The 13,871-nt window shown below is 59.0% G+C and carries 14 protein-coding genes and 1 riboswitch; of the genes, 5 read left to right on the forward strand and 9 right to left on the reverse strand.

The window, feature by feature from the left end:
* The 5 genes from GS611_RS06115 to metZ all read right to left on the reverse strand — a co-directional run bounded on the left by GS611_RS06115 (position 1) and on the right by metZ (position 6,541).
* A complete protein-coding gene (locus GS611_RS06115; RefSeq protein ID WP_171633298.1) occupies positions 1 to 1,575 on the reverse strand; it encodes a thiamine pyrophosphate-binding protein in 1,575 nt (524 codons plus the stop codon).
* Positions 1,575 to 3,023 carry a TrkH family potassium uptake protein gene (locus GS611_RS06120; RefSeq protein ID WP_171633300.1) on the reverse strand — a complete coding sequence of 483 codons (1,449 nt, stop codon included), beginning with the start codon at positions 3,021 to 3,023 and terminating at the stop codon, positions 1,575 to 1,577. The genes GS611_RS06115 and GS611_RS06120 overlap by 1 nt, the downstream gene beginning before the upstream one ends.
* Positions 3,024 to 3,082: 59 nt before the next feature.
* On the reverse strand, positions 3,083 to 3,715 hold the full coding sequence (locus GS611_RS06125) for a hypothetical protein (protein ID WP_171633303.1): 633 nt from the start codon (positions 3,713 to 3,715) through the stop codon (positions 3,083 to 3,085).
* Between the two features lie 284 nt (positions 3,716 to 3,999).
* Entirely contained in the window at positions 4,000 to 5,103 is a 1,104-nt protein-coding gene (folE2, locus tag GS611_RS06130) for a GTP cyclohydrolase FolE2 (protein WP_171633305.1), read from the reverse strand.
* 232 nt (positions 5,104 to 5,335) lie between these two features.
* Complete coding sequence (gene metZ, locus GS611_RS06135) at positions 5,336 to 6,541, reverse strand: O-succinylhomoserine sulfhydrylase (protein WP_171633308.1); 1,206 nt, start codon at positions 6,539 to 6,541, stop codon at positions 5,336 to 5,338.
* Positions 6,542 to 6,603: 62 nt separating this feature from the next.
* Positions 6,604 to 6,681, reverse strand: a riboswitch (SAM riboswitch).
* 122 nt (positions 6,682 to 6,803) lie between these two features.
* Here metZ and GS611_RS06140 point away from each other — a divergent pair.
* On the forward strand, positions 6,804 to 7,502 hold the full coding sequence (locus tag GS611_RS06140) for a glutathione S-transferase N-terminal domain-containing protein (protein ID WP_171633310.1): 699 nt from the start codon (positions 6,804 to 6,806) through the stop codon (positions 7,500 to 7,502).
* A 69-nt stretch (positions 7,503 to 7,571) separates the two neighbouring features.
* Here the strand turns inward: GS611_RS06140 and GS611_RS06145 are convergent, their stop codons facing one another.
* Together GS611_RS06145 and GS611_RS06150 are read right to left on the reverse strand one after the other, a co-directional pair.
* Entirely contained in the window at positions 7,572 to 7,958 is a 387-nt protein-coding gene (locus GS611_RS06145; protein ID WP_171119571.1) for a hypothetical protein, read from the reverse strand.
* 224 nt (positions 7,959 to 8,182) lie between these two features.
* Positions 8,183 to 8,575 carry an OB-fold nucleic acid binding domain-containing protein gene (locus tag GS611_RS06150; RefSeq protein ID WP_152459842.1) on the reverse strand — a complete coding sequence of 131 codons (393 nt, stop codon included), beginning with the start codon at positions 8,573 to 8,575 and terminating at the stop codon, positions 8,183 to 8,185.
* Positions 8,576 to 8,702: 127 nt separating this feature from the next.
* On the opposite strand from GS611_RS06150, the gene GS611_RS06155 reads away from it, so the two are divergent.
* On the forward strand, positions 8,703 to 9,026 hold the full coding sequence (locus GS611_RS06155; protein WP_152457603.1) for a 2Fe-2S iron-sulfur cluster-binding protein: 324 nt from the start codon (positions 8,703 to 8,705) through the stop codon (positions 9,024 to 9,026).
* Positions 9,026 to 9,769: a VCBS repeat-containing protein gene (locus GS611_RS06160; RefSeq protein ID WP_171633313.1), complete on the forward strand. Its 744-nt coding sequence runs from the start codon at positions 9,026 to 9,028 to the stop codon at positions 9,767 to 9,769. The genes GS611_RS06155 and GS611_RS06160 overlap by 1 nt, the downstream gene beginning before the upstream one ends.
* Positions 9,770 to 9,903: 134 nt before the next feature.
* Here GS611_RS06160 and purD read toward each other — a convergent pair whose 3' ends face one another.
* Entirely contained in the window at positions 9,904 to 11,172 is a 1,269-nt protein-coding gene (gene purD / locus GS611_RS06165; RefSeq protein WP_171633315.1) for a phosphoribosylamine--glycine ligase, read from the reverse strand.
* Between the two features lie 75 nt (positions 11,173 to 11,247).
* Here purD and xseA point away from each other — a divergent pair, with 75 nt between their 5' ends.
* Positions 11,248 to 12,732, forward strand: coding sequence for an exodeoxyribonuclease VII large subunit (gene xseA / locus GS611_RS06170; protein ID WP_171633318.1), 1,485 nt, complete (start codon positions 11,248 to 11,250; stop codon positions 12,730 to 12,732).
* Between the two features lie 3 nt (positions 12,733 to 12,735).
* Complete coding sequence (locus GS611_RS06175; RefSeq protein WP_171633319.1) at positions 12,736 to 13,377, forward strand: glutathione S-transferase family protein; 642 nt, start codon at positions 12,736 to 12,738, stop codon at positions 13,375 to 13,377.
* Here the strand turns inward: GS611_RS06175 and GS611_RS06180 are convergent, their stop codons facing one another.
* Positions 13,378 to 13,758, reverse strand: coding sequence for a hypothetical protein (locus tag GS611_RS06180; protein WP_171633322.1), 381 nt, complete (start codon positions 13,756 to 13,758; stop codon positions 13,378 to 13,380).
* Between the last annotated feature and the right edge of the window lie 113 nt (positions 13,759 to 13,871).

The raw sequence follows: 13,871 nt of genomic DNA on the forward strand, positions 1-13,871 counted from the left end.
TTAAAGAATGTCAGGTGTCACGTGGATCAAGGTCGGCACAGGCGCATCGAATGCGGCCCTTACTGCACTTTGCATCTCTGCTACATTCGAAGGCGCCGAGGAGCGCGCACCAAAGGCTTCGGCAAGTTTGCAGAAATCGGGATTGTGCGCCATGACCGCGTTGGGCGCGATCTGGCTGCGCACCATACTGTCCTCGATTTCCTTAAGTTTGCCATTGTCCCATAAAATGATTGGAAGCGACAATCCCAACTCAACTGCCACGCCCAGTTCCTGCATCGTGTAATGGAACCCGTAATCCCCGGCGATAACCGCCGTGGGTTTGCCGCGCCGGGCAACCGCCCCGCCAATACCGGCGGGCAACCCATAGCCAAGAGTGCCAAACCCCGTCGGATGATGCCAGTGATGAGGATAGGCCATGTCCCACACCTCTTTGGCGACATAGGCAAACTGCGTCATGTCCGAATAGATCATGGTGTCGGCCGGCATGGCCGCGCGCAAAGCGTCCGCGATCGGCACGATTCCGGGCCGCTCTGCATCCACCTCGGCACGCCAGCGGGCGCGCATCTCGGCGACTTCCTCGGGTGACCAGCCTGTTGCCGGTTTCATGTCCTGAGTTGCGTGCCACAAGGCGCGGGCAAAGCTCTGGCTGTCGACTTGCAGCTTGATGGCGGCGCGATGGCAATCGGAAAGAACCTCGGGGTCGAGGTCGACGCGTATCAAGGTCGCCTTCTGCCCCAAATCCTGCCGCCACAAATCGACCTCGCCCAGCTCGGCCCCGACCGCAACGACCAGATCCGCCGACGCGATTACCTCGGCGCTGCCGGGACGCGGCAACATGGACCCGAAGTCCAGCGGATAATTTGCGCCCGGCAGCCCGCGCCCGGCATAGGTGGTAAAACAGGCCGCCCCCAGCTGTGACAAAATCTGACGCCAATCATTCGACCTGCATCCGCCACCCAGGATGAACAGCGGCCTGCGGGCAAGGTTCAACATGGACACGACCGATGACACGTCAGGCGGCAAGGCTTTGGTGCGCAGCGCGGGCTGGTTGGGGAACGGCGCGGGGTCGGCCTCGGCCTGCAACTGCGCGATGGGCACCTGAATGTGCTTGGGGCGCGGGCGCGAAAGCTCGAATTCTTCAAACGCCCGTTCTATCAGCCCATAGGCAGCTTCGGCGGAGTTGGCCTGTACGGACCAATCCGCAACCGTACCGGCGGCGGCACGTTGATCTTTCATCTGGTGCAACTGACCCCGGACAGCCTGCGTTTCATCCAGGCATGAGGACAGAATCAGCATCGGAACCGAGTCGCTGTAGGCCTGTCCGATCGGGGTCATGATGTTGCACAGGCCGGGACCGGTGATCACATAGGCGACGCCGGGCTGCCCGGTCGCGCGCGCGTAACCGTCAGCCATGAATCCGGCCCCCTGCTCGTGCCGGGCCAGAACGTGCGTGATCCCGGCCTCTTCGATACCGCGATACATTTCCTGATTATGGACACCGGGAATGCCGAATATCACATCCACACCGCGATCCTTGAGCATATGCGAGATTTGCGCGCCAAGGGGTCTTTTCATCAGCCTCTCCAGAATTGAACGGTAAAGATCGCATATACGGCCAAAAGTTCGAGCCGCCCGGCCAGCATCCCGAAAGTCAGCAGCCACTTGGCCGTATCGTTGAGACCTGCGAAATTGCCCGCCGGTCCGATCTGATCGCCGAGTCCCGGTCCGACATTGGCCAGCGCCGTCGCGGCCCCGGATACGGACGTGACGAAATCCAGACCTGTCAGCGCCAACGCCCAGGACAACACCCCCATCGACAAAACGAAGAACATGAAAAAGCTCATCACCGATGTCAGAACGTCCCGCCCGACCGGCCTTCCATCATAGAGCGGCATGAACACGCCATGCGGGGACCGGATCCGTTTGATCTGGCTTTTGATCGAGGCGAACAACAACTGATAGCGGAAAATCTTGATCGAACACGCCGTCGACCCCGCACATCCACCGATCAATCCGATCAGGAAAAACAACATGATCGGAAAGCTGCCCCACCCCATGTAATCGACACTGGCATATCCTGTCCCCGAGATGATCGAGGTGATGTTGAACAATGACTCGCGGAACGCCTGTTCCCAGTGATGCGGAAAGACCGAGGTCAGAAAGACTGACATGATGACAACCAGAACCAGAATGGTCGCCAGAAATGCCCGGATTTGACTGTCTTTCCATAAGGACGCCGTATGACCATTGGCCAATTGGACATATCGCACAAAGGGCAGAGCCGCCAGAATCATGAAGACGGATGCAGCATATTCGGCCGGGCCTGAAAATGTTCCAAACGAGGCATCATAGTTCGAGAAACCACCCGTGGACACCGTCGTGAAAGCATGCACCAACGCGTCAAAGAAACTCATCCCCAATGCGGCATAGACCAGCACGCATACGAGTGTCAGGAAGACGTAGATCAGGGAAATCTGTCCCGCAATCTCCTGCGCGCGAGGCAGGATTTTCCCCATGGTCTCAAACCCTTCCGATCGGAAGATTTGCATGCCACCAACCCGCAATTCCGGCAGGAACACCATCGCAACAACGATAATGCCGATGCCCCCCAGCCATTGCAGGATACCGCGCCACAACAAAAGCCCCTGCGGCAGCGTGTCCAACCCTGATATCACAGTCGAACCGGTCGTCGTAAGGCCCGACATCGCCTCGAAATAGGCATCGACAAAGCGCAGTTCGGTTTCACCGAACAGAAACGGAATTGCCCCGAATACAGGTAGCGCGACCCAGACCCCCGCCGTCAACAAAAAGGTCTGCCGGATGGTCAGACCCTCGCCCACGCCGTTGGAGCAGCTCATCGCAAGAACGGATCCGGTCAGCATCGTGATTATCGCGCTTTCCAGAAACACATTCCATTCGCCGCGACCTTCGATAATGTCCGCGAGCATAGGCAGCAGCATGGTCGCCCCAAGAATGGCGACCAGCAAGCCAATCACATATCCGACCGGGCGAAGATCCATCATGACGCGCAGCGTTGGCGCGCCAGCCCGACCGTGTCAAGCAGATGATCCCGGTTTACCCGTCAGTTTTTAACATCTGCTTCGGGCATCACGGGTGGTTTGGACGGGGCACGAGTCTTTCGCGCCTGCGGTTTGCGCGGTTCCGTCGCCGGGGCTGGTTTTGCCTGCACCTTGGCCGGGGCAGGATCGGCCGGTGCCGGCTTGACCTGCGCTGCCTGGACAGGCGCCGGTTTTGCGGGGGCTGGCTTGGGTGTTACGGGCAAAACGGTTTCGGCCGCAGGTGTCGCCGAGCGTTCAACAGGCTTCACTGCTATTTCATCGCTAACCGCTGGTGTCGGTTTGGCTGCTGCCGTGGGCCGCGGACTGGCTGAAAACTCAACCGGTTTTGCCGCCGGCTTGGTCACCGGTTTGGTCGGTGCAGGTTTGCGGGCCAGCTTGTTCTTGGTCGTTGGCGATTTCGCCGGTACGCGTTTTTTGCGCGTCGCAGCGGCTTTGGCCACCGGTTTTGCCGCCGGAGTTTCCACCACTGGACCCGGTGCTGACGCTGCCAGGTGTAGCGCGTGGACCGACACCATCGGCAGTTCAAGTGCTGAACGTGTCATGATCTGTGCGATCTTGATCTGGTTGACGATCGCATAGCCAGCCATGCGTAAAGCCGCGGCCTGAAGCTCCAGCGGTTGGGTAATCGAATTCATTCCATAGATCTCCTGTGAAAACGATGCAGCCCGAAGAGAGAGGGTAAAGCGCCCTGCCCGCTCGGGGGATCCGGGCGGAGGTTGGGGTCTTGCAGTCCAAGGCGTCTCACGTCTCGGCTTCCTTTTGGGGTGACACACCATTGAGCGCGCGGGTGTGCCGAAGCTGCATTCCCCGTCAGGATACAGGAGTTTCTCACGCAATTGCAGCATTTTTGCTGCATTGCGGCGAATGAGCGCCGATCAGATAATTCTCTGATTAAATTCTAGCCACTTACCCGAGAAGTTCAGCCAACGTGAAACAGGGTCGTGAACAGTTTCGGGTCCAGGCTGGACGCGGCGAAGGTTGGGCCTTCGGTCAGAATCGACACGGCGTCATGGCTGTGCAGGCTTTCCTGATGGCTTGCGACAACGCGAAAATCACCGACATGATGATCGGCCAGCAATTCCGCGCAGAACAAGCGCGCCGCATCTTCGACAAAAATCGGATTGGCTGCGTTCAACTCGGCAAAAGCCTGTTCGTCTTCACGTTTGACCATGACCTGAGTTTCGGTCGGCACCGCGCGTCGGCACAACTCGATCAGGTCTTCAAACCAAAGACAATCGGCATCGCAATCCACGACCACGGAAATTCGCGCGACGGAACGTTGCGAATGCGGTGTTGCCAATTGTCCCCGCATGGCACGGGCATGTTCGCTCAGCTCCAGAGAGCACGGGCAGGTCGAGGAATAGACATAGTCCAGATGCATGATCTTCTGGCGCACGCCGCCGGACTCCACCAGTTCCAGAGCGATGTCGTAATACTGATACCCTTCCAGACCCGATCTCAGGCTCTTGACCCTGTCGGGGTAAGAAAACCGCATTTGGATACGCGCGTCAAAGCTGTCCAGGTCGGTCATATAGTCGTCAAGCGCCGCCTGCATGACTTCAAAGCTGAAAGTACGCTCGGCATGTTTGTAAAAAGACCGCATGATCCGGGACATGTTGATGCCCTTTTTCTCAGCCTCAAGGCTGACGGTGCCCGTAACAGACGTCTCAAGCGTCAGGTCTTCCCCATCTTTCCGATGGAAACGGATCGGCAGGCGAAAGTTCGAGATGCCAACATGCTGGATCTGCTGCTTGGCACCGCGTATCAAGCTGGACGGGCCGTTTTGCAAGTCGGGCAAAGACGCGCGGTAATTCGCGTCAACCGAGAAACCCTCCGGGTACTCGCGCGAAAGCGAAGGATAGTTCACCTGCGTCAGGCCGGGCACCAGCCGCGCAATAGCCGGATCCAGCTGGGTGATCTCGGATGCCGTCGCAGATTCCGCCCATTGCCGCAGAACCTTCAGGGCCTCGGCGGCTTGTTCTTTATCCGGGGTCTCATCAATGTCGCGCGGGTGAATGTTCATCGGCTGCGGTTCCTCGATTGGTCGTAGGAATATATACGACTACAGGTGATTTACCAGTTTAACCCAATACGCAGGCAATAGCAGTCCGGATTGAAAAAACCGGCGCAAAACCGTCATTCTGCAACGAAATACGCCTTTCGCAGACATAAAGGCCAGGCTTCAACCGCGAATACCACCCGAAAAGACGCCGCGTTCACAGACAACGCGACGGCCCCGACGGGCAAGAGGCTTTTCACTGTGCTGCTGTTTGCTTCTGCGAAGCCTCCAATGCCTGCTGGATGTCAGCCAGCAGGTCTTCGGCGTCTTCCAGGCCTACGGAAAAACGGATCAGGCCCAGCGTAATGCCCAGCTCGTCCTTCTGCGCATCGCTCAGACGCTGGTGCGTTGTGGTCGCCGGGTGCGTCGCGATCGACTTGGCATCGCCCAGGTTGTTCGAGATCACAGGAATGGTCAGCGCATTCAGGAAAGCAAAAGCCGCGTCCTTGCCGCCCTTGATATCCAGGGACAACACAGTCCCGCCCTTTCCGCCAAGTTGCGATTGAACCAGAGCATTTTGCGCGTGGGTCTTCAAACCTGGGTAAAGAGTGCGCGCCAGCGCCGGGTGCCTTTCCAGCGCCTCGGCGATCCTTTGTGCACTGTCGGCCTGCGCATTGACGCGCAGCGCCATGGTTTCCAGACCTTTGAGCATGACCCAGGCATTAAACGGGCTGAGCGCGCCGCCGGTGTGCTTCAGATACGGCTCAACGGTTCCGCGGATGAACTCCCTGGTGCCGATGATGACGCCGCCCAGCGCACGGCCCTGTCCGTCAATATGCTTGGTCGCCGAATAAACGACCACATCCGCGCCCTGTTCTATCGCGCGCGAAAAGACGGGCGTCGAAAACACGTTGTCCACCACCACAATCGCCCCGACGGCATGGGCCAACTTGGACACGGATGCGATGTCGATCACTTCAAGAGTCGGGTTCGACATCGATTCGAAGAAGACCGCCTTGGTGTCCGGGCGGATCGCTGCCTGCCATTGCTCCAGATCGGTGCCGTCCACAAAGGTCACCTCGACGCCAAAACGGGTCAGGATGTTCTCGAGGATGTACAGGCAGGACCCGAACAATGCCTTTGCTGAAACAACATGGTCCCCGGCCTTCAGCATCGAGGTCAGCGCACCGTTCACCGCTGCCATGCCCGAAGCCGTCGCAAACGCATCCTCGCCACCTTCAAGGGCCGCGATGCGCTGTTCGAACATCGAGACCGTCGGATTGCCATAGCGGGCATAAATGAACTCATCAGGGCCGCATTCCAGAAACCGGGCTTCGGCCTGTTCGGCGGTTTCGTACACAAAGCCCTGCGTCAGGAAAATCGCCTCGCTCACCTCGTTGTACTGACTGCGGCGGACACCGCCATGGACGGCTTGGGTGCGTTTGTTCCAGTTCTCGCTCATCTCATTCCCTTTCAGCCTCCGGAGGAGGCAAACAAAAAACCCCAGACGCGGCCAAGCGAAAGGGGTCTTTCATCCTGACCTTTTAGCGGTGTTGTTTAGCGTGGCCCGCAATCCGGTAACAAATCGCCACGAAGCTTTGGGATGGCAATACGCCCCGGGCGGTTTGCGGTCAAGCCCGGCCTGCGTTTCGGTCACGCTTTCGTAAGCGGTACTTGCCGAAGCGGCAGAAACCCGCATGATCCCTTCAACATCAGGAGAACACATGGCCGACCCGATTGATCTGTATTTCTGGCCCACACCGAACGGCTGGAAAGTGTCCATCGCCCTGGAGGAGATGGAGCTGCCCTACACCACACATCTGGTCAATATCGGAAAGGGCGATCAGTTCGACCCGCAGTTCCTGAAGATTGCCCCGAACAACCGGATGCCCGCAATCGTGGACCCTGACGGGCCGGATGGTGCACCGATCTCGGTTTTTGAAAGCGGGGCAATTCTGATGTATCTGGCCCGCAAGACCGGGCAGTTCTATGGCAGGACCGAGCGTGACCGGATCGCCGTCGAAGAATGGTTGATGTGGCAGATGGGCGGTATTGGCCCGATGGCCGGTCAGGCGCATCACTTCCTGAAATACGCCCCGCAACTGAACCCGCCACAGGACCTGCCCTATGCCAAAGATCGTTACCGGGCCGAGGTCGGTCGTCTGTACGGGGTGCTCGACAGACGGCTGGCCGAGAACGAATACGTTGCCGGAGACTTCTATTCAATTGCAGACATGTCGATCTGGGGCTGGGCCAGCCTGTGGGAAGGGCAGCAGCAAGTGCTGGAGGACAAACCCCACTTTGCGCGCTGGCTGAAGACCGTCGGCGCCCGCCCCGGTGTTCAGGCCGGGCGCGCTCTGCACGCAGAGCTGCGAGGAGACAATCGTGACAAGCAGGCGCAGGAGGTCTTGTTCAAACGATGACTGCGTTGAAAACCCGTTTGGATTGACGCGGATCATCAACCCTGTCCGCCTTGGCCACGGCAGGTTCGGCTAGCGAAACTTGAATTCGGGTTCTGCCGGGAAAGGCATCGGGGTGTTCCTCCAAGCTCCACTGCGCAGCGCGGCAGGATTTCTGTGGTCAACGCGCATCCGGGGCGTCAGGACAAAAGCCGCTTGCTTCTTCCCATCCGTTTCCCTCACCAAGCGTGTCATCTCTTTGCGCTTTAGACGCTGCAATTCCGAGAGGTATTTTTGGGTGTTCCCAAGGTGTCTGCGCTCGAAAGAGTGGGCACTCAATGCTTCCTCGATCATTCTGGCGGTATGCACGTATCCTTTTGAACGCGTATGCTCCAACAGTTCGCCAAGGCGACCGGCAATCTGGCTCTCATCCAGCTGGACGGTTTTTTCGAACGATCCATTTCGTGTTACTTCGGGCATCTGAACTGACTCTGAGAAGGTGTTGAGTAGCGTTCCGTCGCGCCTGCGTTCAGACACAGGCCGACGCATAGAGATGCCCGCAGTACTAACACGGCATCAAAGAGTCGACCGGCCAATGCCGAATTGGCGGAAAAGCGCCTTTGACCCAGCGTGATATGCGGAAACTTACCGACATTCATCGCGCACAGGTCTTGCTGGGCGCAAGGCGGCAAGGCAGCCGCCCGCTATTGTCCGTCACGGCAGGCCGCCCCTGCGCCCTGCACCAGCATATCCAGCATCCCCGAAATATCCTCGATTTCTTCCGCAATCACATGGGTCACTGAATGCGCCCGCTGCATCCGGCCCGTCACCTTCAGCAACCGCCCCGAAATCACCGCACGGCGGAACCGTTCGTAAATTTTGCGCCAGACCACCACATTCACGATCCCGGTCTCATCTTCAAGCGTCAGAAAGATCACGCCCTTGGCCGTCCCCGGCCTCTGCCGCAGGATCACAAGCCCGGCCACAGCCACGCGCGCGCCCTCGGGCGGGGAATCCAGTTGGCTGGAAGGCAGACAGGACGGCGGGCGCGGCCAATCCCGGTTTGAAACCACAGGGCGAATGGGTGTAACAAGCATGAGAACAAAAATAGAACAAACGACAAGAAAGTCCAGACACGGCGCGCTGAGTCGCAAATGAGGCTGGAAAGACCTAAATGCCTTCACTAAGGAAGAAATCGAACATCGCAAAAGGAAGACGCACGCAATGGCAAAGATCACCTATGTCGAGCACGGCGGTACCGAACACACAGTCGAGGTCGCCAACGGACTGACCGTCATGGAAGGGGCCCGTGACAACAACATTCCCGGCATCGAGGCCGATTGCGGCGGCGCCTGCGCCTGCTCGACCTGCCATGTTTACGTCCACCCCGACTGGGTCGAGAAAATCCCGGCCAAGGATGACATGGAAGAAGACATGCTGGACTTTGCCTATGAGCCCGACCCGGCCCGCTCGCGCCTGACCTGCCAGATCAAGGTCACCGACGCGCTAGACGGTCTGGTCGTTCAGATGCCCGAAAAACAGATCTGATGCACAACAATGTGCCGCGCCTGCCCCGCCGCTTTTGTCAACGCCGGGCACGCGGCGCTTTGCTATCTTTCGGACTTTCGCTCTCGCTGCAACCGGCTGGCGCGGCGGAAACCATCAACGACGCCCGCTTCACAGAGCCAACCACCCGTTACGCCCATGGCGTCCTGGGTGATACGATCGAATATGGCGCGGTGGAATTCACGACCGACACTACGGTCGTAACTGTTCGACTGCCGCAGGATCGCGTGTTCGAAGACCTCGCTCCGCGTTTGGCAGACGTCAACCTGGACGGCGCGCGCGAAGCAATTGTCGTTGAATCCCACGACAAATCAGGGGCTCAACTTGCGATCTACGACGCCGCCGGAGACAAGATCGCGGCCACGCCTCATATCGGTACCCGCTTCCGCTGGCTCGCCCCGATCGGGGCAGCCGACCTGGACGGCGACGGACATGTCGAGATCGCCTATATTGATCGTCCGCACCTTGCCAAAACGCTGCGCATCTGGCGCTACAAAGACAACGCCCTGGGCGAAGTCGCGGCTCTGCCCGGATTGACCAACCACAGGATCGGTGAAGATTTCATTTCCGGTGGTCTGCGCACCTGCGGCGACCGCCCGGAACTGATCGTGGCCAGCGCCGACTGGACGCGGATCGTCAGCGTCTTCTACGACAACGGCTGGATCACATCCGACCGGGGCCCGTTCCACGGCCGCAAAAGCCTTGCCCAAGCCCTGAACTGCTGATCCGCCTCTTCATCTAGCCAAAAATATCCCGGGGCGTGAGCGGTTGAAAGGAATTCGTCCAATGGACGATTTCGACCGCGAACGCGCGCAGCGCCGGGAAGCCGCAAAGCCGAGGGGTCAACCGCCCTGCCCCGTCAACCTTCCAGGGCACGCCATCCGATATCGCGCCGGTAAAACCCGTCAGGCCAATCCACAGCTTCAACCATTTCATAGGCCCGGTCGCGCGCCTCTTTCAGCGTGCTCCCACGGGCGGTCACGTTCAGCACACGCCCGCCCGATGCAACCACCTGCCCATCGACACTCTTTGTACCAGCGTGGAACACCATGTTCTGGCTGTCTTCCGGCAGGCCTTCAAGCCCTTTGATCGCAGTGCCTTTCTTGTAAGCACCCGGATAACCATTGGCCGCCATTACAACCGTGATCGCATGGTCATCCGCCCAATTCACCCGCATTTCACCCAACCTGCCCTCGGCCGCGGCGTGCATCAGGTCCATCGCCTGCGCGCCCAACCGCATCATCAACACCTGACATTCCGGATCACCGAAGCGGACGTTGTATTCAACCAGCCTTGGCTGCCCGTCCTTGATCATCAAACCTGCATAAAGAACGCCCTGAAACGGCGTTCCCCGGCGCTTCATCTCGGCGATGGTGGGGCGCACGATCTCTTCCATCGCCCGCGTCTCCACCTCTTCGCTCAACACCGGCGCCGGAGAATACGCGCCCATCCCGCCCGTGTTCAGCCCGGTATCGCCCTCGCCAACCCGTTTGTGATCCTGGGCCGTGCCGACTGAGAGAATGTCCTCACCATCACACAGAACGAACAGCGAGGCTTCTTCCCCATCCATGAATTCTTCAATGACGACTTCCGCACCAGCACCGCCAAACGCACCGCCAAACATGTCGTCAATGGCGTCCAGTGCGGTCGTTTCGTCCATCGCAACGATAACGCCCTTGCCCGCGGCCAGACCATCGGCCTTGACCACAATCGGTGCGCCCTGTTCGCGGATATAGGCTTTGGCGGGTTCGGCTTCGGTAAACCGGGCATAAGCTGCGGTGGGGGCGTTGGCCGCGTCGCAGATTTCCTTGGTGAAGCTTTTCGACGCTTCCAGCTTCGCCGCCTCAGCTGAGGGCCCAAAAACCAATACTCCGGCTTCGCGCAACCGATCAGCCACACCGGCCGCCAAAGGCGCCTCGGGCCCAACGATCACGAAATCAATCGCATTTTCTTCGGCAAAGCCGACAACAGCCCCGCCGTTTTCAACATCCAGAGCGGCACAGTCAGCGATCTGCGCGATCCCCGCATTTCCCGGAGCAACGATCAGGCGATCACATTTGGGGTTTTGCAGCACTGCCCATGCCAGGCTGTGTTCGCGCCCTCCGCTGCCGAGAATGAGGATATTCATGAAAGCTCTCCGATCTGCTTGGCCTTGCCTGCGCGGCGTTCTAAGCTGGGCGCGCATTTGAAACAAGGCGCTGAAATGTCCGACCTGCTTGATGACCCGATTCCGGGCCAAAACACCCCTGAATACACAGTGTCCGAAATTTCGGGTGAGGTGAAACGGACGCTCGAAGGCTCATTCGGCCGAATCCGCGTGCGCGGTGAGGTTGGGCGCGTGTTCAAAGCCCGATCCGGGCATCTGTATTACGACATCAAGGACGACCGGAACGTTTTGGCCTGCACGACATGGAAAGGTCAGGTTTCCAGCCTCTCGGTCGTGCCAGAGGAAGGGCTGGAGGTTGTCGTCACCGGTCGCCTTACGGCTTTCGGGGCGCAATCCAAATACAACCTGAACGTCGATGAGGTTTCCGTCGCGGGTCAGGGCGCTCTTATGGCGCTGCTGGAGAAGCGCAAGAAACAACTGGAATCCGAAGGTCTGTTCGCGCCGGAACGCAAGAAACCCCTGCCGTACCTGCCGCAGATCATTGGCGTTGTGACATCCCCTTCCGGTGCCGTGATCCGCGACATTCTGCATCGGCTCAGGGACAGGTTTCCGCGCAAGGTGCTGATCTGGCCTGTGGCGGTTCAAGGGGCCAACTGCGCGCCCGAGGTCGCCCGCGCCATCGAAGGCTTCAACCAACTGACACCTGGCGGCGCGTTGCCGCGGCCCGACCTGATCATCGTCGCCCGTGGCGGCGGATCGATCGAAGACCTCTGGGGCTTCAACGAAGAGAGTGTCGCGCGCGCAGCCGCCGCATCGGGCATACCGCTGATTTCGGCCGTTGGGCATGAAACCGACACCACCCTGATTGATTTTGCCTCGGACCGCCGCGCGCCTACACCCACGGCTGCGGCAGAGCTGGCCGTGCCGGTCCGCATCGAACTGCTCGCCTGGACCGAAGAACAAGCTGCGCGCCTGTCGCGCGCGGCAACGGACGCGGTGCAGCGCCGTTCGCAAAGGCTGCGCGATTTGTCCCGCGCCCTGCCGCGCCCGGACAGTCTGTTGAACTCCCCCAGACAACGCCTTGATTTGATTGCAGATCGTCTCACACCCGCCTTGATACGCGGGGTGCAGAACCGTCGCCTGCAAGTGGTGGAATTGTCTGCTCATCTGCGCCCCTCGACCCTGCAAAGCTTGATATCGACGCGACAGGAATCGCTGCGCAACCTGTCATCGCGCCTGTCCTTGCGACCGATCCAAAGGGAAATCGATCAACAGCGGCAAAACCTAGATCGTTTGCGCGATCGAATGCACACGGCCCAAACCACGCGACTGGACCGCCTCAAGCAGCAACTCGAAGCGACGGACCGCCTGCGCGAGACGCTGAGCTACAAAGCCACTTTGGACCGCGGATACGCGGTCGTCCGAGCCGAAGGGAATGTGATTACCACCAAGGCTCAGGCCACCAAACAAACGGCGCTCGAGATCGAATTCGCCGATGGCGTTCTCAGCACCGGCCCGGGCGCGAAATCACCCTCGAAAAAACCCAGGCCGGACACCCCGGATCAGGGATCACTGTTCTGAGCCATGCTGACCATCTGGGGCCGAAGAACATCATCAAATGTACAGGCCCTGATGTGGTGTGTGGGTGAGCTGGCGCTGGAGTTTCAGCGCCACGATGCCGGGCACACGTTCGGTTTGCTGGACACAGATGAGTTTCGCAAGCTGAACCCGAACGGCACCATCCCCGTGATACAGGACGGCCCAAATCCCTCGCTGTGGGAGACGGGGCCGATCCTGCGCTACCTTGCCTCCATGTATGGAGCGGATGATTTCTGGCCACGCGATCCGACCCGGCAAGCCGAAGTGGACAAATGGGCAGAATGGGCCAAGATCAATGTCGCGATGGCCTTCACGGTACCTGTGTTCTGGCGGGTCGTGCGGACCCCGCAGACAGAGCGCGATCACCAAGCGATCGAAACGGCCGTCACAGCACTCGAGAACACGCTGGCGATCGCCGATGCGCAACTTTCTGAAAACGCTTTCCTGTGCGGTTCCTGCCTGACTTTGGCCGATATCCAGTTGGGGCACATACTCTATCGCTACTATGACATCGATATTTCGCGCGCATCACTGCCCAACTTGCGCCGCTATTACGAAGGCTTGACAGACAGGACAGCTTACCAAACCCATGTCATGATCAATTATGATGAGCTGCGCGCAAACTGATCAAACGCCAACGTCCGGTCCATAACAAACCATTTCTTCCCCAAGATCCTCGGCCTCATACAGTTCAGTCGCTTGCGGATTACCTTCGAACTGCGCAATCAAACCGCCACCGGATTCAGTGAAAACCCAGCATTGCGGATCCAGCCTGTCTTCGTAGACAAAGCAGATCTGCTCGCCCTGCTGATACCAGATACCTTCCTTGCAATTCCCGTCGAGAAAAGACCAGATCACACGACGGTTCGGAAGATACCGCTCCACCCCGTATACCTGACCTTCGAACCCGTAGAACAGAGTTTTGCCCTGCGTATACTTGTCGAACTCCGAGCCAGACAAAGGCGTTTGTGCCGCCACGGAATGTGCGGCCAAAGTCGCGAGAATCATCAGGAACCTGAACATGTTTCCATTTTGTCAGAAGCGCTTCGGTCATGCCATTCGCCTGTTGAACCGGTGTCTTCACAAGGCGCTTAACTCAACGTAAGCGGTTGATTTCACGC

It is taken from the genome of Ruegeria sp. HKCCD6119 (assembly GCF_013110585.1).
Taxonomy (GTDB): Bacteria; Pseudomonadota; Alphaproteobacteria; order Rhodobacterales; family Rhodobacteraceae; genus Ruegeria.